General features: G+C 62.4%; 19 protein-coding genes and 1 other annotated feature. Of the genes, 4 read left to right on the forward strand and 15 right to left on the reverse strand.

What is annotated here, in order from left to right:
- Positions 1-93 precede the first annotated feature (93 nt).
- On the reverse strand, positions 94-3357 hold the full coding sequence (ileS, locus tag M1P90_RS27015; RefSeq protein WP_483698727.1) for an isoleucine--tRNA ligase: 3264 nt from the start codon (positions 3355-3357) through the stop codon (positions 94-96).
- Positions 3358-3443: 86 nt separating this feature from the next.
- Positions 3444-3718 (reverse strand) — a binding site (T-box leader).
- A 149-nt stretch (positions 3719-3867) separates the two neighbouring features.
- Between ileS and M1P90_RS27020 the strand changes: the two genes are divergently transcribed.
- The 3 genes from M1P90_RS27020 to M1P90_RS27030 all read left to right on the forward strand — a co-directional run bounded on the left by M1P90_RS27020 (position 3868) and on the right by M1P90_RS27030 (position 7548).
- Positions 3868-4362 carry a single-stranded DNA-binding protein gene (locus M1P90_RS27020; protein WP_483698728.1) on the forward strand — a complete coding sequence of 165 codons (495 nt, stop codon included), beginning with the start codon at positions 3868-3870 and terminating at the stop codon, positions 4360-4362.
- 293 nt (positions 4363-4655) lie between these two features.
- Positions 4656-5336 carry a response regulator transcription factor gene (locus tag M1P90_RS27025; RefSeq protein WP_483698729.1) on the forward strand — a complete coding sequence of 227 codons (681 nt, stop codon included), beginning with the start codon at positions 4656-4658 and terminating at the stop codon, positions 5334-5336.
- 49 nt (positions 5337-5385) lie between these two features.
- On the forward strand, positions 5386-7548 hold the full coding sequence (locus M1P90_RS27030) for an ATP-binding protein (RefSeq protein WP_483698730.1): 2163 nt from the start codon (positions 5386-5388) through the stop codon (positions 7546-7548).
- Positions 7549-7600: 52 nt separating this feature from the next.
- Here M1P90_RS27030 and rsmA read toward each other — a convergent pair whose 3' ends face one another.
- The 9 genes from rsmA to M1P90_RS27075 form a co-directional block, all read right to left on the reverse strand.
- Entirely contained in the window at positions 7601-8482 is an 882-nt protein-coding gene (gene rsmA, locus M1P90_RS27035) for a 16S rRNA (adenine(1518)-N(6)/adenine(1519)-N(6))-dimethyltransferase RsmA (protein ID WP_483698731.1), read from the reverse strand.
- A 12-nt stretch (positions 8483-8494) separates the two neighbouring features.
- Positions 8495-10270 carry a GAF domain-containing sensor histidine kinase gene (locus M1P90_RS27040; RefSeq protein ID WP_483698732.1) on the reverse strand — a complete coding sequence of 592 codons (1776 nt, stop codon included), beginning with the start codon at positions 10268-10270 and terminating at the stop codon, positions 8495-8497.
- On the reverse strand, positions 10267-10866 hold the full coding sequence (locus tag M1P90_RS27045; protein ID WP_483698733.1) for an RNA polymerase sigma factor: 600 nt from the start codon (positions 10864-10866) through the stop codon (positions 10267-10269). The genes M1P90_RS27040 and M1P90_RS27045 overlap by 4 nt, the downstream gene beginning before the upstream one ends.
- A gap of 92 nt (positions 10867-10958) precedes the next feature.
- On the reverse strand, positions 10959-11888 hold the full coding sequence (gene mdh / locus M1P90_RS27050) for a malate dehydrogenase (protein WP_483698734.1): 930 nt from the start codon (positions 11886-11888) through the stop codon (positions 10959-10961).
- Positions 11889-12033: 145 nt separating this feature from the next.
- Complete coding sequence (locus M1P90_RS27055) at positions 12034-13023, reverse strand: RluA family pseudouridine synthase (RefSeq protein ID WP_483698736.1); 990 nt, start codon at positions 13021-13023, stop codon at positions 12034-12036.
- 9 nt (positions 13024-13032) lie between these two features.
- Positions 13033-13605 (reverse strand): signal peptidase II, encoded by a 573-nt coding sequence (gene lspA, locus M1P90_RS27060; RefSeq protein ID WP_483698737.1) that lies wholly within the window; start codon positions 13603-13605, stop codon positions 13033-13035.
- A gap of 36 nt (positions 13606-13641) precedes the next feature.
- Entirely contained in the window at positions 13642-13998 is a 357-nt protein-coding gene (locus M1P90_RS27065; protein WP_483698738.1) for a TraR/DksA family transcriptional regulator, read from the reverse strand.
- Between the two features lie 161 nt (positions 13999-14159).
- Positions 14160-14663 carry a hypothetical protein gene (locus M1P90_RS27070; RefSeq protein ID WP_483698739.1) on the reverse strand — a complete coding sequence of 168 codons (504 nt, stop codon included), beginning with the start codon at positions 14661-14663 and terminating at the stop codon, positions 14160-14162.
- Between the two features lie 145 nt (positions 14664-14808).
- The gene (locus tag M1P90_RS27075; protein ID WP_483698740.1) at positions 14809-15435 is read right to left on the reverse strand and encodes a hypothetical protein; all 627 of its coding nucleotides are present in this window, start codon (positions 15433-15435) and stop codon (positions 14809-14811) included.
- 156 nt (positions 15436-15591) lie between these two features.
- Here M1P90_RS27075 and M1P90_RS27080 point away from each other — a divergent pair, with 156 nt between their 5' ends.
- Positions 15592-17532 carry a hypothetical protein gene (locus M1P90_RS27080; RefSeq protein ID WP_483698742.1) on the forward strand — a complete coding sequence of 647 codons (1941 nt, stop codon included), beginning with the start codon at positions 15592-15594 and terminating at the stop codon, positions 17530-17532.
- A gap of 207 nt (positions 17533-17739) precedes the next feature.
- Here M1P90_RS27080 and M1P90_RS27085 read toward each other — a convergent pair whose 3' ends face one another.
- From M1P90_RS27085 to M1P90_RS27105, 5 genes are all read right to left on the reverse strand, one after another.
- Entirely contained in the window at positions 17740-18834 is a 1095-nt protein-coding gene (locus M1P90_RS27085) for a lysylphosphatidylglycerol synthase transmembrane domain-containing protein (RefSeq protein ID WP_483698743.1), read from the reverse strand.
- A complete protein-coding gene (locus M1P90_RS27090) occupies positions 18831-20018 on the reverse strand; it encodes an MGDG synthase family glycosyltransferase (protein WP_483698744.1) in 1188 nt (395 codons plus the stop codon). Before M1P90_RS27090 ends, M1P90_RS27085 begins: the two co-directional genes overlap by 4 nt.
- A gap of 110 nt (positions 20019-20128) precedes the next feature.
- Positions 20129-20875, reverse strand: coding sequence for a CehA/McbA family metallohydrolase (locus tag M1P90_RS27095; RefSeq protein WP_483698745.1), 747 nt, complete (start codon positions 20873-20875; stop codon positions 20129-20131).
- A 463-nt stretch (positions 20876-21338) separates the two neighbouring features.
- Positions 21339-22190, reverse strand: a complete 852-nt coding sequence (locus M1P90_RS27100) for an exonuclease domain-containing protein (protein WP_483698746.1) — start codon at positions 22188-22190, stop codon at positions 21339-21341.
- A 76-nt stretch (positions 22191-22266) separates the two neighbouring features.
- Positions 22267-23517, reverse strand: coding sequence for an SH3 domain-containing protein (locus M1P90_RS27105; protein WP_483698747.1), 1251 nt, complete (start codon positions 23515-23517; stop codon positions 22267-22269).
- Between the last annotated feature and the right edge of the window lie 181 nt (positions 23518-23698).

Here is a 23698-nt window from a genome sequence, read left to right on the forward strand (position 1 = left end):
GAGTCAGTAATTCTGCTGGGTATGACCAAAGACGAAGGACGAAGGACGAAACGCATCTTGGTCATTCGTCCTTCGTTCTTCGTCCGAGCTGCGCTAGTCGTCCTTGCTGATGCCGAGCGTCAGCGCCTGCCCGTCGAGATCGAGCGTGGCGACATGCGCACCCGCCGCCGGCTGGCCCTGCTCCAGCGAGTTCGCCAGCGTTTCGGTGCGCAGGTACGCGCCCCAGGCCGCCAGCGTCGCGGCCAGCGCGGCGTCGGCGCCCGCCACCGTCACGGCGATGCGGTCGGAGATCGCCAGCCCAGCGGCCTTGCGCGCATCCTGGATGCTGCGCACCAACTCACGCGCCTGGCCCTCGGCGCGCAGCTCGGGCGTCAGCGCCGTGTCGAGCGCCACCAGCACGCCATTGTGCTCGGCCACCGCGTAGCCCTCGGGCGAAGAGCTTTCGACCAGCACGGCCTCGGGCGCAAGCTGCAGCGTTTCGCCGTTCACGGCGAGCGCCAGCGGCTGGCCCGCTTCCAGCGTGTGCGCGGCTGCGCGCGCCGCCTCGCCCGCCAGCTCGCGCAGCGCCTGGGTGAGCGCTGGCACCAGCTTACCGTACTGCTTGCCAACCACGCGCAGGTTCGGCTTGAAGCGATACTCGACCAGATCGGTCGCCGCGTCGAGGTAGCGCACCTCCTTGACGTTCAGCTCGTCGCGCAGCTCGCTTTCGAAGCGCTGCAGCCCGGCCACGGCACTGGCCGGCACGCGCACCCACAGCGCGCCCAGCGGCTGGCGCACCTTCACGCCCGCGCTGCGCCGCGCCGCCCGCCCCAGGCTGATGGCCTCCAGCAGCGTCGCCGTGTCGGCCAGCAGCGCCGGGTCGATCAGCGCAGTGTCGGCCTGCGGCCACGCGGCCAGGTGCACGCTCAGCGCCACGCCTTCGGTCTGCTGCGCCACCAGGTTCTGGTAAAGCGCCTCGCTCAGGAATGGCATGAACGGCGCGAGCAGGCGCGTCACCGTCGTCAGGCAGGTGTAGAGCGTGCTGTAGGCTGCCTGCTTGTCGGCGTCGCTGTCGGCCTTCCAGAAGCGGCGGCGATTGCGGCGCACATACCAGTTCGAAAGGTCGTCGACAAACGCCTCGATCGCCTTGGCCGGCGCGTGGATGTCGTAGTCGTCGAGTGAGGCCGTCACCTCCTGCACCAGCGCGTTGAGTCGCGCCAGCGCCCAGCGGTCGATCGGCTGCAGCTCGGCTGGTGTGCTGCTGTTGGCGGGCGTCCAGCCATCGAGCTTGGCGTAGGTCACAAAGAAGCTGTAGGTGTTCCACAGCGTCAGTATGAACTGCCGCAGCATCTCATTCACCTGCTCGGGCCCGAAGCGGCGCGCGTTATAGGGCGGCGCGCTGGCGAACATATACCAGCGTACCGCGTCGGCGCCAAACTCGTCGATCAGCTCGAACGGGTTGACGACATTGCCGCGCGATTTCGACATTTTCTCGCCCTTGGCGTCGAGGATGTGGCCCAGGCAGATCACGTTTTTGAAGGCTGGCCGATCGAACAGAAGCGTGCTGACGGCGTGCAGCGTGTAGAACCAGCCACGCGTCTGGTCGATCGCTTCCGAGATATAGTCGGCCTGCCCGGCGATTTCGAACAGCTCCTTGTTCTCGAATGGGTAGTGCCACTGCGCCACCGGCATCGAGCCGCTGTCGAACCAGGCATCTGCCACGTCGGGGATGCGCCGCATCGCGCCATGCCCGTCGGGCGCTTCCCACGTCAGCTCGTCCACAAACGGCCGGTGCAGATCAAGGTCTTTCAGGCTGCGCCCGACCTTCTGCTCAAGCTCGGCCACCGAGCCGATGCACTCCATGTGCTTGCCGTCTTCCGAGACCCAGATCGGCAGCGGCGTGCCCCAGAAGCGCTCGCGCGAGATCGCCCAGTCGATGTTGTTGGCCAGCCAGTTGCCGAAGCGCCCGTTCTTGATGTGCTCGGGCACCCAGTGCACTTCCTGGTTGTGCGCCACCAGCCGCTCTTTTTTGGCGGTGGTGCGGATGTACCACGAGGGCTTGGCATAGTACAGCAGCGGGTTCTTGCAGCGCCAGCAGAACGGGTAGGAGTGCTTCACCCGCGCGCTGCGGAACAAAAGCCCGCGCTCCTTCAGGTTGCGCGTGATCACCGGGTCGGCCTGCTTGAAGAACATACCGCCGAAGCCCAGCGCGTCGTAGGCCGGGTAGGCATGCCCGCTCAGATCGACCGAGAACAGCGTGGGCAGGTTGTATTTGCGGCCGACCTCAAGGTCGCCATAGGCCGGCGCGATATGCACGATGCCGGTGCCATCTTCCAGCGACACAAAGTCGTCGGCGATTGCCATGTAGGCGCGCTCAAGGTCGGGCTTGTCGCCCGCGCCGGGCACGCCGTCGTACAGGCGCTGGTAGCGCACGCCCCACAGCGCGTCGCCCTTGAAGCGGTCGAGCACGGTGTAGTTGCCCTCGCCCAGCACCTGATCGGCCAGCGCCTCGGCCAGCACCAGCCGTTCGGGCGAAGCATGTGCGCCCGACGCTGTGTCTGTTTCGCCACTGGCAGCCGGCGAATTTTTCGCCCCAACAAATTCCACCAGCACATAGTCGGCGTCGGGCTTGAGCGCGACGGCTACGTTTGCCGGCAAGGTCCAGGGCGTGGTCGTCCAGGCCAGAAAGGCCGCGCCCGCCAGCGCCGCGTCGTGCGGGTGCCCGCTCGGCTCGTGGCGGAAGCGGATCCACACGCTTGGGTCATCGACATTATCTTCAAAGCCCAGCGCAACCTCGGCATCGGCCAGGGTCGTGCCGCAGCGCGGGCAATGCATGGTGACCTTATAGTCGCGGAACAGCAGGTCTTTGTCCCAGAACTGGCGCAAGATCCACCACAGCGACTCGATGTAGCTGTTGTCGTAGGTGGTGTATGGGTTGTCCAGATCGAGCCAGAACGCGATCCGATCGGTCAGCCGCTCGAACTCGTCGACATAGCGGTTGACGCTTTCCTTACACTTCGCGTTGAACTCCTTGATGCCATACTTCTCGATGTCGGGCTTGCCGCTGAAGCCCAGCTCCTTCTCCACCTCGACCTCGACCGGCAGTCCGTGCGTATCCCAGCCGCCACGCGCACCGATCACATAGCGCCCGCGCATGCGCTGGTAGCGCACGATCAGGTCTTTGGTGACACGCGCCTCAACGTGGTGCACGCCCGGCCGGCCATTCGCCGTGGGCGGCCCTTCGAAGAAGATAAACGGGCGCGCGCGATCCCCGGCCGCCAGCGCCTGCTTGACGATATTCTGCTCGGCCCACCATTGTGCAACTGTTTGCTCAAGCTTGGGAAAAGCCAGCTTGGCGTCGACATCTTGAAATGGCATAGTTCCTCCAGCGGGGCGCAGGTAGCGAACTGTTCGCCACTCGTCGCCCTGATCCGTTCTACGGACAACAAAAAACCCCGTCCCTGTACAGGGACGAGGCATCATCTACCCCGCGGTACCACCCCGCTTGGCGCATATGCGCCCGCTTCGTGAAGGTGCTAACACACCTCCGCCCGGGTAACGTCGGGCGAGACCGGAAACCTTTACTCTGCGCCGGGTGACTGCGAGATAGCAACGCCCGGTGCGGTTCGAGGCTCGGCTCGGGAGGGATTTTTGCTGGCCCGCCAGGCACGCCTTTCACCAACCGCGTGCTCGCTGAACTGCGCTACAACCAGCTACTTGTCTCCGTCAGTGCCTGTTGCTCATATTGTACCATATTCGCGCAAGCCGCGTGCAAGGGCCAAAAGTCGGAGTTTGGTTTTCTTCCCGCGCCAAAAATGCTTGACACTTCAAGAACAAATGTGCTATAGTGCGGGCAGAGCAGCTACCGGCATTGAGAGGAGCACAGCAATGAGCAAAGATTTGAACAAAGTGCAACTTACCGGCCGATTAGGTGCCGACCCCGAGCTGCGCCAAACGCCCCAGGGCCATGCCGTCACGACATTTCGCGTTGCGTCCAACCGCTCGTGGCGCACTGCCGAAGGCGAAGCGCATGAAGACACCGAGTGGTTTCGCGTGGTGGCGTGGAACAAGCTCGCCGATATTTGCGCGCAATGGATGATGAAAGGCTCGCGCGTGTATGTCGAAGGCCGCCTGCAAACCCGACAGTGGGAAGATCAGGATGGGCAAACGCGCTACCTCAGCGAAGTGATCGCCAATGACATCATCATCCTCGATGCCCGGCGCGATCAATTGGCAGCGCCTGCCGAGCCAGTTGGGGCAAGCGCCGCACCTGCCGCTACAGTTCCTGCCGCCGCTGCCCCTGCCCGCCCGGCGCGCGCCGCAAAAGTCGCTGCCCTGCCGCGCGGCACCAACACCTTCGACGAAGAAGATTTGCCGTTTTAGCTCTGCATATATTGCGCTTTGGGATGCATGCCCAGTTTTCAGGCTGGCAGGCATCTCTTTTTATGTTGGCGCACATCATAGTGGCGCTACCTGTTGTAGTGTGAGCAAACTTTTAACAGAAACACAACCAAAATCGGGTATGATGAGGCGTAACTTTTTCATCATCGCAGCAGTTTATATGATTAGAGATATTTTGAACAAGCCACCGTGCATCAGACAAAGAACACACAACAGCATGGCCCTAGGCCACTGCTGTGGTTGCTGCTGATACGCGCTACAAGGAGAGCCCGCAGATGCATATTTTAGTTGCTGACGATGATCTGCCCAGTGTGAAATTGACTTCATTCCTGCTTGAAGAGGCCGGCTATCGCGTTTTCAAGGCATACGACGGCCCCAGCATTTTACAGGTTATCGAACAATATAACCCTGATCTTGTTCTTCTTGATGTTTCCATGCCCAAGTCGAACGGCTTTGATATCTGCCGCCAGATCCGCCGCACCTCGGACGTTCCGATTATTTTTCTTTCGGCGCGCTCGCAGCTGCAAGATCGCGTCATGGGCTTGCAGATCGGCGGCGACGATTACCTCGTGAAGCCGTTTGAGCCTTCCGAACTGCTCGCGCGCGTTGAAGCGGTGCTGCGCCGCCGCAACAGCGACATGCTGAACCCGTCGGCGCGGCTGAGCCAGGGTGGCATCACGCTCGACCCAGTTGAGCACAAAGTGCTGTTTGAAGACGGCCGCACGATTGAGTTGACGCCACTAGAATTTCGTTTGCTGTACTACCTCATGAAAAATGCCGGCCGGGTGCTCAACACCAGCCAGATTCTTAGCAAGGTTTGGGGCTACGATTACGAAGGCGAAAGCAACCTGGTGGCGGTGTATATTCGCCGCCTGCGCACCAAGATCGAAAAGGACGCCGAGCATCCGCACCACGTACTGACGGTTCGCAATCTTGGGTATAAATTCGAAGTCTAGCGACGCACTTGTTCAACGTAAGGACTAGGTGAGGAGAGCAGCGGCAAGTATGGCAGCCGGCGAAGCAATAACTACCCGCACGAAGCATTGGGCCGCGCTTGAGCGGCGCGATCTGCTACGTGCCGCTGCTCCACTTTTGAGTTTTACATACGCCTGGTGGCTTTTGAATATGCCACTCGCGCCAGTTATCGGTGGGTTTCTCGTCCTCTATGGTACTGCTCAGCTCAGCCTAATCTTCATCCGCCGACGCCCTCGCTCCACGGTCTATACATCGACCCTTCCTACAACCTCCTGGTTAGCGGTTGGCATTGATTTGCTTTTTGCAATGCTGCTGCTCAGTCAGGCACAAACCCTCGGGCCTGCCATCTACCCACTGTACATCTTGCTTGCGATCCGCGCGCTTGCCAGCTTTCGGCGCCTGCCGCTTGCTATGATTTTGCCGTTTCTTTTTGGGCCAATCTATATCTATGTGGCGTCGGTTGGCGGGGGCTACGCATCGCTCGATCCAATGTCGGAATGGGCTTTGCTGGCAAACAGTCTTGGTATTGGCGTCATTGCTATCTGGGCGATGTCGTTTCAGCAGCGCGTGAATACCACCCTTCGGCACGAACTGCGGGCCGAGCGCATGGGCCGCGAAGCGCGGATTGGCGACCTCGAACGGAGCGCAAACGATCTGCGCGCACGCATGCGTCAGCTCCACGCGCTTGAAGAAGGTTTGCGCGTTATCACCAGCACGCTGAGCCTCGACGAAGTGCTGAGCCAGATTGTCGATAGCACGGTGCAAATGCTTGGCACGAGTCGTATCCACGGAATAGTGCTGTCGCTGCAGCAAGGCACCGGCTATGAACACCGCACGTTTATGCTGGACGAACTGCGCGGCGATGCATGGGCAAGCTCGCTGACTCGCCGCGCAATTATGCAGGAAGTTCCAATCATTATTACCAACGCGGCGCAGGATGCTGAGCTTGCCGATACCATTCCGCAGGGCATGGTCTCGGTGCTGTGTGTGCCGCTGTTTGTTGGCGATGGTCCAGCGCAAGGCGCGCTTACGGTTGTCAGTCGTAGTTTGGCTGCCTATTCGAGCAGCGACGCCCGCCACCTGACCGCGCTTTCGATGCAGGCGGGTATTGCAATAAATAATGCCGAATTGCACAGCCGACTGCGCCAGCAGCAGCAGCTGTTGCACGCAGTAGTGCGCGATATCAACGACGGGCTGGTTGTTCTCGATGAATCCTCGCAGGTCGTGGTTACCAACCCACTCGGTCAGGCGATGCTTGAGGATGCGGTTCGCGGGCCGGCTTTGACGCGGCAGCTTGACGCAATGGCTGCGCGCCTGCGTGCCGAGCATAAACCAACTCTGATGAGCAACCTGCATTTTCGTCAAGAAGAAGATGAGATCGGCCAATACTACCAGGCATACGCCTCGCAGGTGCGCTACAACGACACCGATGCTCCGTTGGTAGCGATTGTGCTGCATGACATTACCGAGCAGAAAATCGAAGAAAAATCGCGCAGCGAGTTTATTTCAATGGTGGCGCACGAACTGCGCAATCCTCTTAATTCACTGAATGGCTTTATTAAAGTTGTGCTGCGCGGGCAGGCTGGCGCGCTCACCGCCTTGCAGAATGAGTTTCTGACAATTGCTGACGGCCAGGTTGAGTTGCTGAAAAGTCGTATTTCTGAATTCCTCGAATATAATCGCGTGGAAGCAGGCCGATTGGTGCTCGACCCGAAACTGAATGATTTATCGCTTCTGGTTACTGCTACAGCCACGCGCTTGAGCCTTCAGGCAGAGCAAAATGGTCTCAAGCTGGTCAATGATGTCAGTACCCACCTGCCAGAGTTTGTGTTTGACAGCGAGCGTATTGGGCAGGTGTTGAATAATTTGATCGAAAATGCAATTAAGGCTACGCCTCCGGGCGGCGCAATTACCCTTTTCTCAGAGCTGCAGGCCGATGAGGTGGTAATGCACGTCTGTGATACGGGCGTAGGCATTCCGAAAGAAGAGCAGGCGAAGATCTTCCAGCGCTTCTACCGGGCGCACAACCGCTCGTCGAGCAAGGGCAACCATCTTGGGCTGGGTTTGACGATCTGCCAGCAAATTGTTGAGGGCCATCAGGGGCGAATGTGGGTGGAGAGCGAAGAAGGCGAGGGAAGCTGCTTTAGTTTTGCGCTGCCACTGGCTCAACAGGAGATCTCGATCAACAACTAAACTTTTTGCTGCTCGGTCCCCAACTATGCTGTGAAGCATGGCTGGGGATTTTTTATGTCTTTCGGTTGCTCGGGTTTGGGTCAAAGCCAAATGCTTGGTATAGCTTGGCCCATTCATCAAGCGTCAGAGTTTCTGCACGGCGGCCCGCGTCGATTTGGGCTGCCGCAAGCGCAGCAAGCGCCTGTTCTTTGGGTATCTGAACACCTAGAGATGCCAGGCCGGACGGGAGCGCATTCCCAAGCTTTTTTCGCGCTTGCAGAAAGCCAGCCTTGATCAGGCGCATCAGTGCTTCGGGTGGCACGCTCACTCGCGGGCCGGCATGGATGCGCAGCCGCAAAATCGCTGAGTCGACGGCGGGGGCGGGGAAGAAGCTGCTGGCTGGCACACGCGCCACGATCTCGGGCTGGGCGTAGAGCTGCACCGAGTGTGCCAGCACGCTGTAATCGCCCGGCCCTGCGCAGATGCGCACGGCCACCTCCCACTGCACCAGCACGACAATTGTTGCGGGTTTGTGCGGTGCCTCGAGAAAGTGGCGCAGCGCGGCTGATGTGATCTGGTAGGGCAGATTTGCGACGACTTTGTACGCTTCGTCTTCGCCAATTAGTGCGCTGAATGGCGTGCGCAGAATGTCGCCCTGCACCAGCGTGAAATGCGGCTCGGCTGCCAATTCTTCCGCGAGGCGCTCGGCCAGTCGGCGGTCGAGCTCAACGCTCACCACGCGGCTAGCCTGCTGGAGAAGCTCCCAGGTGAGGACGCCGAGGCCAGGGCCAACCTCAACCACGGTATCGTTTGGTGCAAGCTCGGCAGCGGAAACGATTGCGGCGAGCGCGTGAGCGTCGATCAGGAAGTTCTGACCCATGTCGCGCGAGGGCCGGACGCCAAGGGCGCGCAGCGCTGCATGAACACGCGAAGGCTGAATGTAGGGATTTGTCATTGGCGAGAAAATTTACGCAAGCGGGACGGTTACGCGCACGGTTGTGCCTTGCCCGGGCGCAGACATGAGTTCGGCAGCTCCGCCGATCAGTTTTGCGCGCTCTTCGATATTCAGCAGGCCAAACGAGCCACGCTTCTCATACGACTCGAGCACTTTCTGAAGATCGAAACCGCTGCCATTGTCCTGAATCGTGACTTCAAGCGCGGTTGGTGTTTCTTTCAGCCGAACCCAGATCTGCGACGCCTTGGCGTATTTCAGCGCATTGTTGATGGCTTCCTGAATAATGTTGAACAAAGTTCCTTCAAGCTTGGTGTCAAGATCGACGGTGATTTCGTTCGACTCCAGTGAGATCGTCGTGGTGGGGTTCTGGAAACGCTCAAGATACTGTCGCAGCGTGACATCAAGGCCCTGTGTTTCGAGCGCGAGCGGCCGCAGCTCGAAGAGCATGGTGCGCACTTCATGGGTGGTACGCTTCGCAAGGCCGCCAAGCTTGTCGAGCTCGGTGAGCACACGCTTGGGGTCGCGCTCCAGCAGGCGCTTGATGAATTCGACATTCATGGTAATGGCGGCAAGCGCCTGAGCCGGGCCGTCGTGGAGGTCGCGCGCGAGCTGGTGGCGCACTTCTTCTTCTTTCGAAAGGAGCTTGGTGCGCTCCTGGCGCAGATCGTACACAAGCTGCGCATTGTGAAGCGCAATAATGGCATAGTTCGCCAGCGCCGTGAGCATGCCAAGCTGCTCCTGGTTGAATGCGCGCGGCTGGTCGCTGGCGATGACGAGTAAGCCATAGGTGCGCAGCGCGGCGCGCAATGGGACGAGGCAAGCCGATTGGCATGCGGCCAGCGCAGTGATCGGTGCAGCCTCGGGCTCGCGGCCGATTGTTTCGGTGATTGAGGCGTCGGATGCGCGTAATGCCTGGCCGATGGTGCCAGTGCCAAGCTGAATGCGCTTCTGCCGGTCGGTTTCGCCAATTCCGTAGGCGGCGGCGATATACAGCTCGTCGGTTTGGCCGGTGGAAAGCAGCACCAGCCCGCAGGTGTGTGGCACCAGCTTGCGACTCTCGGCAAGGGTTGTGTCAAGCACACTCTGGTAGTTCATGGTCGTCGAGAGCGTGTAGGCGACTTCATAGAGCGAGCGCATCTGGTCGCGGTAGGCGTTCGCTTCTGCCAGCGAATGCTGTTGCTTCTGCTCGGCCAGCTCGACGCTCAGGCGGTTGTTCTGCGTCCAGCGCTCGGCCAGGCCACTGGTAAGCCAGGGAATGCATACCAGCGCGACTGCGCGCAGCAGCAAGCCCACCAGCACCACAATCTCGGTTGGCGCGGGGCCGTTGTTTGGCCCAATGCGCGACAGCAGGTAGGCGATGACATACACGCCAGCCGCGAACAAGCCGGCCAGGAAGCTGCCGCGCGGCGAGAGGCGGAAGGCCGCGCTGACCAGCGGGAGCAGGTAGAGCGGATAGTAGAGATCGCGTGGGTCGTGGCTGAAGTAGGTAAACAGCGAAATAAAAAGAATGTCGACAATAAAGGCATTATTGAGCACGCCGGTAAACGCCGGTACCAGCAGCGCAACCGTCATTATCAGGTTGAAGATGCCATACACCCAGACGAGCAGCAGAAGCGGTGGCATGCCTGGCATGGGCGGCCAGATTGGCTGCCCAACCAGTAGCCAGCCAATCAGCAGGAGCAGGCCGAAAACGCCCCAGCGGGCAGTGATGTAGAAACGATCACCGCCGAGCAATTGCCAGCGTATGTTTGTCGCTTGTTTCGGTGTTGGGCTGGTGGTTGCGCTCATAGTTGATCTGGCTGAATAGCCCCGCCGCCATAGCGACGCTGGAGCTGATCCTTGACGAGTTTGCGGGCGTGGTACAGCCGCGATTTGACGGTACCTTCCGGGCAATCGAGAATCGCCGCGATCTCTGGGATCGAATAATCTTCCAGATAGTGTAGCACCAAAACCGCGCGATGGTTAGGCGGCAGGTCGTCGAGTACGGCACGAAGAATCGCCTGGAGTTCGTGTTGCTCGGCAATTTGTTCGGGCGAGCGCCGTGCTGGCGCAAACAAACGCTCGGCAAGCGCGTGGAATGGTTCGGTCCACAATCGCCGCCGCCGCGCGCAATTATACGAAAGATTGGCGGCGACGCGGTAGAGCCAGGGCAAAAGCGGCTGTGAGCCATCGAGTGAGCCTGCGTTTGCATGCAGGCGGTAGAACGTGTCTTGCAGCACTTCTTCGGCGGTTTCGGCCTCGCGGGTAATGCCGAGCGCGAGCTGGTACACTTGCCGCTGATAGCGCACGAAGAGAACCTCCAGCGCATCGCGGTGCCCTTCGGCAATGCCCCGCAGGAGTGTTTCGTCGTCGCTGGATGTGGAATACCGCCCTGTCGCCTTCATCGTGCGTCGCGATCAGGTCGCCGCAGCTTCCTGTGTGCGAAGCGCTGGGCGCGCATGCTAAAATGGTGCGCGCCCAGCACTTCGCAGCCGAACTACATGGCTTTCAGCGCCTCGATAGAAGATTTTACCACGTCGGCGCTCTTCTTTACCAATGCCATCTCATCGTCGTTGAGCGGCAGTTCCAGCACCTTCTCCACGCCGCCCGCGCCAAGCACGCATGGCACGCCGAAGTACATATCGTTCAGGCCATACTCGCCCTCAAGAAAGGCGGCGCAGGGCAGCACGCGCTTTTTGTCGCGCAGCACTGCTTCGACCATCTGAACGGTGGCTGAGCTAGGTGCGTAGTAAGCGCTGCCGGTCTTCAGCAGGTTGACGATCTCGCCGCCGCCTTTGCGCGCCCGGTCGACGATTGCGTTCAGGCGCTCGTCGCCAATGAACTCGCTGACGGGAATGCCGCCAATGGTGGTGAAGCGCGGCAGCGGCACCATTTCGTCGCCGTGGCCGCCCATGAGCATGGCCTGAACATCTTCCACCGAAACGCCCGCTTCCATCGCAATGAACGTGCGGTAGCGCGCGCTGTCGAGCACGCCGGCCTGGCCGATCACGCGATTTTTGGGGAAGCCGCTGACCTGCCTGGCCAGGTAGGCCATGGTGTCGAGCGGGTTGTTCACCATAATGATCACGGCATTGGGCGAAAGTGGCGCGGCCTTCGAGATGCAGTCGCGGGTGATGTTGGCGTTGATCTTGATCAGGTCTTCGCGGCTCATGCCGGGCTTGCGTGGCGCGCCCGAGGTCACCACAATCACATCCGAGTTGGCAGTGTCGGCGTAGTCGTTCGTGCCTTTGACATGCAGGTCGAACCCTTCGATCGGGCCGGACTCAAGCAGGTCGAGCCCTTTGCCCTGCGGCACGCCTTCGACAATGTCGACAAGAACGATATCGCCCAGCTCTTTGGCGGCGATCCAGTGCGCGGCGGTGGAACCAACGAAACCAGCGCCGACGATAGTAATTTTCGGTCGCATGCGCTTCTCCTTAATCTACGATACGAATGGCCTGTTTGAATCGAACCATGGCCCCGTATCGCTTTAGTTACATCAGCGCCCTTAGTATAGCACCAGTCGCCGCCCTCACTGTCAGCATTCTTTGTGCCAGCGCGCACAAACCCGCCTAGCGCGTGCTGCTGGCCCGCGCGCGCAATGCCTCGAGCGCGGCCTGAAGATCATCCGGCAGCGGCGATTGAAACTCGACGCGCTCGCCAGTCGAAGGCAAGGCAAAGCCCAGCCGGTAGGCATGCAGAAACTGGCGCGCCAGCCCGAATGTCGCGCGGGGCTTACGCGGGCCGTACAGCGGGTCGCCCAGCAGCGGCCGGCTTTTGTGGCTGAAATGCACGCGGATCTGGTGGGTGCGGCCGGTTTCCAGGCGCGCCTCGATTAGCGTGTAGTCACCAAGTTCTTCGATTACCTGCCAGTGTGTGCGGGCGACGCGGCCATTTGCCACAATCGCCTGGCGCAGCCGGTCGGTGGGGTGGCGGCCAATCGGCGCGTCGATCACGCCGCTTGGCTCTTTGAAGCGCCCTTCGACGACGGCCAGATAGGCTTTGAGCATGGTGCGGGCCAGCTGCTGGGCCTGAATGGCGTGGCGCGCCGGGTCGTTGCGCGTGACAACCAGCAAGCCCGAGGTGTCGCGGTCGAGCCGGTGCACAATGCCGGGCCGCAGATCGCTGCCGACGGTAATGTCGGGGTAGCGGGCCAGCAGGGCATTGACGAGCGTGCCGTCGAGGTGGCCGGGCGCGGGATGAACGACCATGCCGGCTGGCTTGTCGATCACCACAACGTCGGCGTCTTCGTAGACGACCGTGAGCGGAATGTCTTGCGCTACAAGGTCGGTTGGGCGGGCGAGCGGGCGGCGCACCAGCACCATGTCGCCGGCACGCAGCTGTGCGCTTGGGCGCGCGTCAGCGCCATTCAGGGTGATATGGCCGTCTTCGAGCAGCTGGTGCGCGTAGCTGCGCGAAAGGTCGGGCACGTTCGCGGCCACGTAGCGATCGATGCGGGTGCCAGCGTCGGCAGGTTCGACCAGCAAACGAATCTCGGGGTTTTCAGAAGGATTCAGCAGCGCCAGGTCGCGTATCTCGGCTTCGCCCTCGTCATCGGCCATGGTGGCTTCCTACCCTTGCTCCCGCCGGTCGCCGCGATGCTGCCACTGATCATTGCTGAGCAGGTCGCCAAGCAGGGCATCGTCGCCGGGGGGAGCGACGCCATTGTGCCCCTCGCCAAAGAGCAGCAGATAGCCGGCGAGCATAATCACGCCCACGGTGATGGCGCTATCGGCCAGATTGAAGATGCCAGGGAACCAGCTGACATGCACGAAATCGACCACATAGCGGTAGCGAATGCGGTCGATGATATTGCCGATTGCACCGCCAACGATCAGGCCGATGCAGATTTGAACCCAGGGCTGGGCGTGAGGCAGCTGGAAGCGATAAAACAGCAATGCGCCGACGCTGATCAGGATCGAGGTGATGGTGAAGAAGCCTGGAATATTCTGGAACATGCCGAAGGCAACGCCAGTGTTTTGCACATACGTGAAGCTGAGCCACGAGCCGAGCAACGGGCGCGAGGTGCCCGGCGTGGGGCCGAGGGTTCGCACGATCCAGGCTTTTGTGATCTGGTCAAGAATGATAACAACGACGACCACGGCAAGAGGGATCGCCCACCGCCGCCGAAACTCCTCGCGCACGTCGATCTCCCATTCACCCTTACAAAATGCGGCGCGCTAACGCTCGCGCTCGACCTCGGCCTGGCAGGTAATGCAGTAGGTTGCGTAGGGCAATGCTTCCAGCCGCTCGGGGTTGATTGGCTTGCCACAGCGTTCGCAGGTGCCATAGGTGCCGGCGTCGATGCGCTCAAGCGCAGCGCCAACCTGGGCTAGCAGATCGTTTGCGTTATTGCGCAGCGCTGCGTTGCGCTCGCGATTCATCACGTCGGTGGCGTCGTCGGCGAGGTGATTGCCAATGCCCGCATCATCTGAGGGCTGCTGATCTTCAGCATCTAGCGCAACAATATCGCCCTGCAAGCGTTCGCGCTCGGCTTCGAGGCGGCTGCGCATTGCGGTAAATTCGTGCTTTGCCATGCTTATGTCTTCTTTCTATCCCACGCCGCAACCGGCAGCATTGCTAGGAAGCGCACGTGGACGGCAAAATTATACCATACTGTGAAGTTTGGCCGGGCGAACCACGCACAAACCGGCTGCGCGCCCGCAGGCGCGCAGCCGGAAAAAAGCCCATGCCGGTTCTAGCGTGTCACGCGCGGCGCGTACATGAGCTCGATGATGCGGGAAATGCCATAGGCCAGCAGCATGTAGATGGCGATCGCAATCAGCGAGGCCCATTCAAACACGCTTGCGCCAAGCGATGGCTCGCCAAAGATGCCCAGGAATGGCATCACAAAGGGCTGGCTGAGCCCATAGATCAGGCGGATGAAACCGCTTGCCTCGCTGGCGCCCAGCGCAAGAAAGACAAAGCGCATGAGCAGCATGACGTTGATCACGCCCACAACGAAGTAGACAATCTGCTTGATGCGCGCAATCCGGGCCGTTTCGACCGAGGCCGCGCTTGGTACGCGCACATGCTCGGAGCGAACGACGCGCTCGCCTTCCGGGCCGGCAATTTGCTCGCTGTAGATTTCGCGGGTGGGGGTTGCATTCATGTCGGCATCCTCCGACACCACCGTGCGCCGAAGCTCCTGCCGCTGTGGCGCGGCGGAGGTATAGGGTGTTGTTGTATGTTCAGTGGTCATAGAAATACCTCCCTGGTGTTTCTGGCGTTGCCGCCGTTCTGCCTGGCTGTATTGCAAGGCGCGTGCCATGCGCGATTTAGGTGATTGCAACGCAAAAAAAAAGCCCGCCGCCTAAAGGCGACGGGCCGAAGGAGTCAGAAGCCAATTACGCAGTATCGACCGAGCGGTAGCCGCCCAGCCCGCCCGGCGTGAAGGCCTCGCCCAGCGAGTGCAGCAGCGCGGCGACGATCCCCAGCTCTTCGCGCAGGGCATCGCGCAGGCCGTTGATTGTGCGATCTTCCCACAGATCGGCCAGATCGGTGACGTTGGTGCCAACCAGTTGCACATACGAAAGGGTTGGGCGCTCGCCACTGGTGCGGTAGCCACGGCGCACTTCGACGGCAATATATTCTGCCGGCGTCGGCAGGTCGGGCGCGGCGCGGCGCAGCGCGGCACGAACCGCTGCCGTGAACGCTCGCGTCAGGTCGATGTCGGTGCGGTCGCTCTGGTTGCGCACATCGACAGTGTACGTCCAGGCCAGCTCAAGCAGGCCGGGTGCGGTGTCGCGGCCTTCGGAATGCAGCTGGTGCGCCGCCGTCCAGGTAAAACTCAGCTCGACCCAGGGCGGCGAAATGCCGTCGGTCAGCGGCTCGGGGTGCTCGGGAAAAAGCTCGACACGATACACGCGTTCGAGCAAATCGGGGTGCACGCTTTCCGCGATCAGGTGATCGTGCAGGCCGGCCAGCAGCCACGCATCTTCCAGCCCCGAGGCAAGTTCTTCGTAGGTTATCACGATTGCCCTCTTATTGCTACGCCTGCTGCGTATTGTACCGCTATGCGCGCCTGCCAGCAACAAGCAAATAGCGCGCTGGTTGCGTGGAAGGAGTTGTTCGGGTAGGATAACGCTCGCTCCCGGCTTGGAATGGACAAGGCGCGTTGCAGCGCGGCGATGGCACACAACCCGGCACAACCTCAGAGCAGCGCGCACCTGGCCTGGCGGGCCGGGCTGCCAGCGCGTGCCCGCTGGGCGGCGGCCTGCTTTGCGCTGGCAGTGGTTGTGCTGCTGGCCGCCGACACTCTGCTGCTGAACCTGCATTCCCCGCGCTACACCCTCGACGTCGGCACTTACCGCGCTGGCTATTTCTTTAATGGCATGTATGAACCTGAAAGCGGCGGTGATGGCACCAGCTACCGCTGGACCAGCCCGCGCACAGTTCTGCTGCTCGAACAGGCACGCCTCACCCCCGGCGCGCTGCTGGTGCTGGCGCTGGGCGGCCGGCCCGCGCCGGTGGATGTGCAGCTAACACTCGACGACCAGCCCTGGCTCATCTTCCCCGCCGATGCGCAGGCGCGCACCTACACCTTTGTGCTGCCGCCCACAGCCGCGCACACGCTGCGCCTGGGCATCACGAGCGCGACCTTCACGCCCGGCGGTGATGATACGCGCCAGCTTGGTATCAAGATCGAGCGCGTGGCGCTGGAAACGCCTGGCGCGGGCCTGCGCCTGCCGCCATTGCCCACGCTGCTGGCGCAAATCGGGCTGCTTGGCGCAATTCTGCTCCTGTTGCTGCGGCTCGGCTGGGGCTGGCGCGTCGCCGCCGCCACGCTGACGCTGAGCGCGTGCATTCTGGCCGGCCTGCTCGCTGCCGACGTGTTTTCGGCCTACCCGTTTGCGGTGCGCCTGCTGGGCGCGGCGGCTGTGCTGCTGCTTGTGACGCTGCTGGGCCTGCCGCTGGCCCTGCGCTTGAGCGATTGGGTTGGCGGCGCGGGCGAAATGACGCTGCTCTGGTCGCTGATGCTGCTGGCCTGTGCGGTGCGCTTTGCTGGCGCGCTCAACCCAACCTTTGGCGGGCAGGATCAGTTTCTGCACCTCAAGCTGCTGCGCGAAGTGACCGAAGGCCAGCTGATCCACGCGATTGTGGCGAGCGAATTTGGCGGCGGGCTGGCGCTCTACCCGCCCACCACCTACCTCGCGCTGGCGCCCGGGCGGCTGCTGATCTTCGGTCCGGTGGCGCTGCTGCAAGGCGGCCTGGCGCTGCTCGACGGCTTTCAGGCGCTGCTGGTGGCCTTGCTGGCGCGGCGGCTGGGCGGCAGCCGCCAGGCAGGGCGCATGGCACTGGTGCTCTATGCCGGCAGCCAGACGGCCTTCACGGCGATGAGCTATGGCTTTGCGGCGCAGGTATTTGGGCAGTGCCTGGTTGCACCCGTGGCGCTGGCGCTCATGGCCAACGAGCCGCCACTTTCGCGGCGGGCCTGGCTGGCGGCATCGCTGATTCTGCTGCTTGCCGTTGCTTCGCATGTGGGCGTTGCGCTGCTGGCCTCGGTATGGGTCGGCATTGCCCTGCTGCTGATGCTGGGTCGGCCGCACCGCAACATGCTGTGGGGCTTTGGTGTGCTCGTGGCGTGCGCGGTGTTCGCCTTCCTCACGCTCTACATCGATGGCATTGGCATTATGCTGGGCAATTTTGGGCGCGTGGGCACGGGTGGCGGTTCCGGCCCGCTGCCGGGCGCAACGCCGCTGCTGTGGGTGGGCTTCGTTACGGCCTACAGCCCGCTTGGGGTGATGTTGCTGCCGTTCGGCCTCTGGCGCATCGGGCGGGCGCGCGAATGGCCGCAGGCGCGGCTGGTTGCGCTGGCGTGGCTGGCAACGACCTTGCTGTTTCTGGCGGTGGATCTGCTGCTGGCCTTGCAGGTGCGCTATTTCTATTTCTTCCTGCCGCTGGCGCTGGCGGCAATGGCGCTGGCGCTGGGCACGCTGGCCGAACGGGGGCGCTGGTGGGCGCGAATAGCGTGGGCGCTGGCGGCAGTTGTTGCGCTGCAAGGCACGGTGCTGTGGCTCGCCGCAACATTTGGCGATGGCAAGCTCTCGCTCACCCCGCTGACGCATTAGCACAAACAACTATAGCCGAAAAACACAGGACGAATGACCGGATTACGCTTGGTCCTTCGTCCTGTGTTTACCCCCGACCACCAACTCCTGCGCTGAAAGCGCGCTAGTGCAATTTCAAACGATCCATGCGGATTTCGGTTGCGCTCATTCAGTATCAGTGTGCGCCTCAACACAATCGTAAATCCAAAATCGTAAATCGAAAATGCGCTAGGGCGTTGGTTCTTTGCTGTAATCGCCTGCGGCTGATTGCTCGGCACCAACGGGCGTGCCGTGGTGCATCAGCCACGCATAGGCGAGCGCAACGGCGGGCAGCAGCAGCCAGAAGTTCAGCAGGCGGAAAATCACCGCTGCGGGCACCGCGGCCGGCCCGACCGCCAGGAAACCCAGCACCGCCGCCAGAATCGTTTCGATCGTGCCGCCGCCGCCCGGCAGAACATTGAACAGGCTGGTGACCAGCGCCGCGCCAAAGGCGGCCAGCACCACTGCAAACGAGGTTTGTACGCCCAGGCTCAGCAAGATCAGCAGCATTGCCAGGCTGTGGCCACACAGCGCCGTGAGCTGAATGAGCACCAGCAGGGCCAGCGTTTTGCGGTTGGCGATGATCAGCGCGCGACCAGCGGCAATGCGCTCGGCCGCCTGCTCGGCCCAGGCGCGGTTGCTGGGGCGGCGGCGCACGGCGGCAACCACCCGGTTCGCCGTGTGCAGCAGCCGGGTCATCGTGCCGACGTGGCCGGTCAGCGCAAGCGCCACGCCCACCAGCACGCCAATAATCACCAGGCCGATCAGCAGCGGCATCACAAACGTCGTGCCCGAAACGTCGTTGCTGGTTGCGTAGTGAACCAGATAGAGCAGACTGAAAACGGCGATCAGCACCATTGCGCTGGAGTAGCTGATCAGCTCCAGCGTCGCCACCAGCGCGGTTTGCTCGGTGGAAACGCCGCGCCGCCGGAATGTTCCCATGAGGAAGGCGTAGCTGGCGACCCCGCCCGCCGGCATCGACTGGCTGATCATAATAGCGACCAGCGCCGTCATCCAGGCGCGGAAGGTGCCGATATGGTGGCCCTGCGGGCGCAGGGCAACGCGGAAAACCTGCCCGCTCACCAGGTAGCTCGCCAGGATCACAGCCAGCGCGGCCAGCAGCCAGCGCGGCTGGGCATTCAGCGCCAGGCTCAGCGCTTCGAGCAGCCATGCGCGCTTCAGAATGACAAGTACCACAATGGCCGCGCTCATCAGCAGGCCAAGCAGCACGCGCCACGAAAGATGCGATTGCGCTTTTGTCGGAGGTTGTTCGGCAATATTCATAATGATGAGACGCTGGCACCCTGCCGAAAAGTTGCACGGGCACGTGGCCACGCGCCAGCGCGGGCGTGTTGCAGGTCGGTCAGGGTTTGGGCGGCGACGGCCTGTGCCGCGGCAGGGCGGCCAGCGGCGCGGGCAGCATTGGCCATTGCGGCGCGGCGCGGCTGGTTGTTCAGCAGCGCCACTGCGTCGTTTGCCAGCTCGGCCGGGTTTTCATAGCCGTTCCCCGCGCCCGATGCGACAATGTGGCCAACATTCCATTTTTCCTGCCCCGGCACTGGCAGCGGCACGAACATTGGCACGCCGCGCGCCAGCACTTCGCTGACGGTCAGGCCGCCGGCCTTTCCAATCACCAGTTCACTCGCGGCGATCAGTGGATCGAGGCTGGGCTGTGGCCCAAGCAGGCGCAGCGCAGCGCCGGCTTCCAGCTCAAGGTCGGCAAGCTGCGTGGCCAGCTCGCGGCTGCGGCCCACGGTGATCACGAGCGTGGCGGGCATGCGGCGGGCAAGCAGCTCGCGCGCAATGGCGCGCACCCGCGCCGCCGGCAAGCCGCTGCCAATCAGTGTCACAATTGGCTGCCAGGGTGGGATGCCCAGCGCGCGCTTGGCGGCCAGCCGGTCGGCAGGTTCGCGCAGCGCAGGATCGACGGGCAGGCCGCTGACGCTCACGCGCGCGGCTGGGATGCCGGCGGCGATCAGCTCGGCGCGCACGCCTGCGGTTGGCGCGTAGTAGCGGTCGGCCCCCGGCACGGCCCAAAAGGCGTGGGCGTGGTAGTCGGTCAGCACGCAGGCCATTGGCGGCAGCCCAAAGCGCTGAAGCGGGGCCAGCGCCTCGACGGGCAGGAAATGCGTGCAGATAATTGCGTCGGGCTGGGTGCGCTCGATCAGCGCGGGCAGGTCGCGCATGCCAAAGGCCGTGTACTGATCGTGAATCGCGGCGAACATGCCGGTTGGGTCGGGCATCCTGTCGGTGTAGGAGTAAAAGCCGCTCCACAGGCCGGGAATGCGATCGGCCAGGCTCAGGTACGAGGAGCGGTAGAAGCGGCGGAAGATTGGCCGCGTATAGTCGAGCGTGTCTTCGACCTGCGTCGTTACACCAGGGATTTGCTCAAACGCCCGCGCGATTGCTGCTGCTGCGCGCTGATGTCCCATCCCGACCGAGGCGTGTAATAAAAGAATGTGTGCCATAGGTCTATTCCTTCGCGAACGTGCGGAGCGTTTACCATCACTTCTGCAAGTCGCAATCCAAGAATCGGCCATGTTTGTGAGTCTTTAATGAAGGCTGGATGAGTGCTTGCCTAGCCGTTGAACCAGGCCGCTGCACTGCTCAGGCCCGCGCCGTCGAGTGTCAGGCGCAGCAGGCCACGCACGCCGCGCTGGCGCACCCATGCGCGCCCAAGGTCGAGGTACTGGCGCGCGCTCCAGTAGCCGCCAGCCCAGCGCACGTCGCCCCGCACAATTGCGTGGTACAAATCGCTGGCGCTGCTGCCCGGGAAGAGCGTGTAGGCCTGCCCGATTGTGGCGAGCGAGTGTGCGTCGCTGCCGCCAATTGTGGGCAGCCCAAGTTCCGCCGCAACCAGCTGGGCCGCGCAGTTGCACCCGCGCTGCGACCAGATCACGCCGGCGTTGAGTGCCTCGATGCCGTCGAGCGGCCATTCCGCGCCGTAGCGCGCGCGCAGGCCATGCGCCCCAAGCGAGGGTACGCTGCGGTCGTAGGGGTGGGCGGCAACGCACAGCCCGCCCTGCGCGTGCACCGCTGCGATGGTTTCGGCGGCGGGGCGACCGGCTGGCAACTCGTTTTCGATGAACAGTGCCAGCAGGTGGCCTTCAGCTGTGCTCACTTCCTCGCCTTTCACCACCTCGATGCCGTATTCCGGTGCGAGGGCGGCGGCTTCGTGCGCGCCCGCCATGGTGTCGTGGTCGGTGATGGCGATCAGCCGCAGGCCGCTGGCGGCTGCGTGGGCCAGAATGGCGCGCACATCGGCGGTGCCGTCGCTGTGGGTCGAGTGAATGTGCAGATCGGCTTTGCTCAAAAGTTGATTCATCAGTGCCTCGCTTGCTGTGGCGAAGGGCGCACGAAACCCACCCGCTGGCGCACATCGCCCGGAACACATGCTTCGTGGCCGTAGTTGCTTCGCTTCGCTGCGGCATCCATGGTCTTGGACGCCACCATTTTCGATTAGTTGCTCATCCTTTTGGCCGGGCCGTGTCGCCCATTTGGGTGATTGGCGGCGCTGTGGCGAGCATGGTGAGTATGGTGGAGGAATATTGCGCGGACGCTAGGCGCGTGTTGTTCAGGGGTGATCGCGAGGTTAAAGCTTGGTGATTCTGGGGCTTGTGGCGCAGCGGCTCATGAGCAAGGGCAACGACTACAGCTTGGTTGGGGTTCGTTTCTGCTTGCTGGAGACGAAGCGCGAGGTGATCGTTCGTCTTTCGTCGGTGGTCATAGCCAGAGACGGATGTTCAAAGACTGTTCTGGCTTCTGCCGACTGCATCCTGCCTGCTGTTTTAGGCATCCGTCCAGTCGTCGGGTGTGGGCGGCGCTTCGTCGGTCAGCTCAAGCACGTCGAGCTTGTGCGCCACAAAGGCGCGCAGATCGTGGCGGAAGTAGCAGTACGATTGCAGAAACAGCGTGTTGCCCTGCCGGAATAGCTCGATCGGGCGAATGACGCGCTCGGTTGGCTCGGGCAGGGCGCGCGAGCTGTAGCGCACACGCAGCATGCGGCCGTCGCGCAACGCGGCGTGAACGAGCGGGTCGACATTGGGGGTGGCTTCGCCGTGGGCAAAACCGCGCGCGTAGCTGAGCAATTCGCCCAGGGTCGTGACACCAAGCGCGGCCAGCTGTTCGGCCATTGCGGCAAACACTGCGCGCAGCGCCACCACGTCGTCCATGGCGCGGTGCGAGGGTGGGTCGGCGCCGAGAGTGAGCGCCAGGGCGCGCAGGCTGTGCGAAGAGCGGCGCGGGTAGAGGCGGCGCGCGATTGCCAGCGTGTCGATCACCGGCATGTCGAATGGCGGCAGACCAGCACGCAGTAGTTCGCTCCGCAGGAATTCACTATCGAACAAAGCGTTGTGCGCCACCAGCGCTGAGCCAGCGCACAGCTCGCGCAGCATGCCCGCCATTTCGGCAAAGCGCGGCGCACCGTTCAGCTGTTCCGCGCTGATCTGGTTGACCTGAAAGGAACGTTCGCTAAGCGGGCGCTCGGGATCGATCAGCGTGGTGTAGCGCAAATCTTCCGCGCCGTCGCGCATGCGCAGCAGGGCAACTTCGCACACGCGGTCGCCGCGATACGGGTAGAGGCCAGTGGTCTCGAAGTCGAAGAACACGAGTGGGGCGGTGCGCAGGGGCAGATCGAGCATAGATTTCGTATCGATTCGCGCAGAGCGCACAGCGCGCAGCCAGCCGGGCCAGCCACGCGCTGTGCCTCAAGGGAAACTATTTTGCTACCGGCACCTTGGCCTTGGTGGCGTCGTCGAGCGTCAGGAGCGTGACGCTAACCCAGCCGCTGACCTGGCGCTCGTTGGTGATATGGTACCACGTGCCGTCGGCAGTTTTTTCGATCAGCGTCACGGTTTCGTTGGCGTTGATCTGGTCGAGCACCTGGCCGCTAATCGGTCGCTCGCGCACATTCCCGCCATTGAAAACCTTGGCAGTAAGACCGGTTGCTGCCGGGCCAGCCGCTGGCGTTGGTGCGCCTGCGCCGGTAACGGGAACCTGCGCAATCGTGGCGTCGTCGACCGTCAGCAGCGTAACGCTCACCCAGCCGGTCACCTGGCGCTCGTTGGTGATCTTGTACCACGTGCCGGCGGCGTTCTTCTCAAGCAGCTCAACCGTTTCGTTGGCGTTGATCTGATCGAGCACCTTGCCGTTCACGGGCTGGTCGCGCACGTTGCCACCATTAAATACCTTGGCGCTGAGCTTGGGCGCGGGCGCTGCGCTTGGCTCGGGCACGGGCGTTGCCGTGGCGGCGGCTGTTGTTGGCGCGGCGGGCGCTTTGGTGGGCGTGGGCGCGACGGTTGGCGCAGCCACAACTTTGTCGCGGTAGAAGTCGTTGGTGTAGATCGCCGGGATCGACAGCGCGGCCGCGTCGGACGTGACCGACTGGTTATTCGCGCTGGCGCTCAGCACCACGGTATGATCCTGATCGCGGCGGGGCAGGGGCGCAGTGGCAGCGCGCTCAATCACGATCCGAATCTGGCCGCCACTGACCTGCGCCCGGTTCGATTGCGGGTTGAACCACGGGAAGTCGGCGTCGCCTTCCTGCATATTCGCAGTCACCTCGGTGCCATCGGGCAGGTTGGTTTTCGCGTCCACCACAATGCGCGCGGCAGAGGCGAGGGTTGCTGAAACATCGGTGATGGCGGCGGGTGGCGGCGGCGGGATAATCACTTCGCTGGGGGTGTTGAAGAATGCCTGCCATACCACAAAACCTGCAACAATCAGCGCCACCGGCACCAGAATCAGCAGCAGCTTTACGCCAGCGGGCGCGGCGCGCAGGCGCTCCCCAAAGGTTTGCTGCTCCTGAACAGGCATCGACGTGTAATCGAGTGCCGGGCCTAACTCAGGCGGGGGCTGCACATCGTTGCGGGCTGCGCGCCGCCGTATCAGCACCGGGATCGCAATCAGCGCCAGCAGAACCAGCACGACCACTGCGATGACGATGGGATTCTGAAGTGCATCGAGCATTGCTCGGGTTTCCTTTCCGTCGTAGCGCAGCACGAAAAGCATAATGGCGCGCTCGATTATTGCCCGTATCATATGACAACTTTTGGCAAGACGCAAGCATATCTATGCCAGATATGCGGGGTGAATTGTAAGGTAGTGTTGGCGAGCGCGTGTACAATGCGGCTGCAAATCTTCTGGCGCG

Source organism: Kouleothrix sp. 19917 (genome assembly GCF_057073505.1).

What these genes read in the sequence shown, in the direction of transcription:
- M1P90_RS27080 (WP_483698742.1), top strand. Translation starts at nt 15,592, where the DNA reads ATGGCACACAACCCGGCACAACCTCAGAGCAGCGCGCACCTGGCCTGG.
- M1P90_RS27025 (WP_483698729.1), top strand. Translation starts at nt 4,656, where the DNA reads ATGCATATTTTAGTTGCTGACGATGATCTGCCCAGTGTGAAATTGACT.
- M1P90_RS27100 (WP_483698746.1), bottom strand. Translation starts at nt 22,190, where the DNA reads ATGCTCGATCTGCCCCTGCGCACCGCCCCACTCGTGTTCTTCGACTTC.
- M1P90_RS27090 (WP_483698744.1), bottom strand. Translation starts at nt 20,018, where the DNA reads ATGGCACACATTCTTTTATTACACGCCTCGGTCGGGATGGGACATCAG.
- M1P90_RS27045 (WP_483698733.1), bottom strand. Translation starts at nt 10,866, where the DNA reads ATGAAGGCGACAGGGCGGTATTCCACATCCAGCGACGACGAAACACTC.
- mdh (WP_483698734.1), bottom strand. Translation starts at nt 11,888, where the DNA reads ATGCGACCGAAAATTACTATCGTCGGCGCTGGTTTCGTTGGTTCCACC.
- M1P90_RS27070 (WP_483698739.1), bottom strand. Translation starts at nt 14,663, where the DNA reads ATGACCACTGAACATACAACAACACCCTATACCTCCGCCGCGCCACAG.
- M1P90_RS27105 (WP_483698747.1), bottom strand. Translation starts at nt 23,517, where the DNA reads ATGCTCGATGCACTTCAGAATCCCATCGTCATCGCAGTGGTCGTGCTG.
- M1P90_RS27030 (WP_483698730.1), top strand. Translation starts at nt 5,386, where the DNA reads ATGGCAGCCGGCGAAGCAATAACTACCCGCACGAAGCATTGGGCCGCG.
- M1P90_RS27095 (WP_483698745.1), bottom strand. Translation starts at nt 20,875, where the DNA reads ATGAATCAACTTTTGAGCAAAGCCGATCTGCACATTCACTCGACCCAC.
- M1P90_RS27040 (WP_483698732.1), bottom strand. Translation starts at nt 10,270, where the DNA reads ATGAGCGCAACCACCAGCCCAACACCGAAACAAGCGACAAACATACGC.
- M1P90_RS27055 (WP_483698736.1), bottom strand. Translation starts at nt 13,023, where the DNA reads ATGGCCGATGACGAGGGCGAAGCCGAGATACGCGACCTGGCGCTGCTG.
- rsmA (WP_483698731.1), bottom strand. Translation starts at nt 8,482, where the DNA reads ATGACAAATCCCTACATTCAGCCTTCGCGTGTTCATGCAGCGCTGCGC.
- ileS (WP_483698727.1), bottom strand. Translation starts at nt 3,357, where the DNA reads ATGCCATTTCAAGATGTCGACGCCAAGCTGGCTTTTCCCAAGCTTGAG.
- M1P90_RS27085 (WP_483698743.1), bottom strand. Translation starts at nt 18,834, where the DNA reads ATGAATATTGCCGAACAACCTCCGACAAAAGCGCAATCGCATCTTTCG.
- M1P90_RS27020 (WP_483698728.1), top strand. Translation starts at nt 3,868, where the DNA reads ATGAGCAAAGATTTGAACAAAGTGCAACTTACCGGCCGATTAGGTGCC.
- M1P90_RS27065 (WP_483698738.1), bottom strand. Translation starts at nt 13,998, where the DNA reads ATGGCAAAGCACGAATTTACCGCAATGCGCAGCCGCCTCGAAGCCGAG.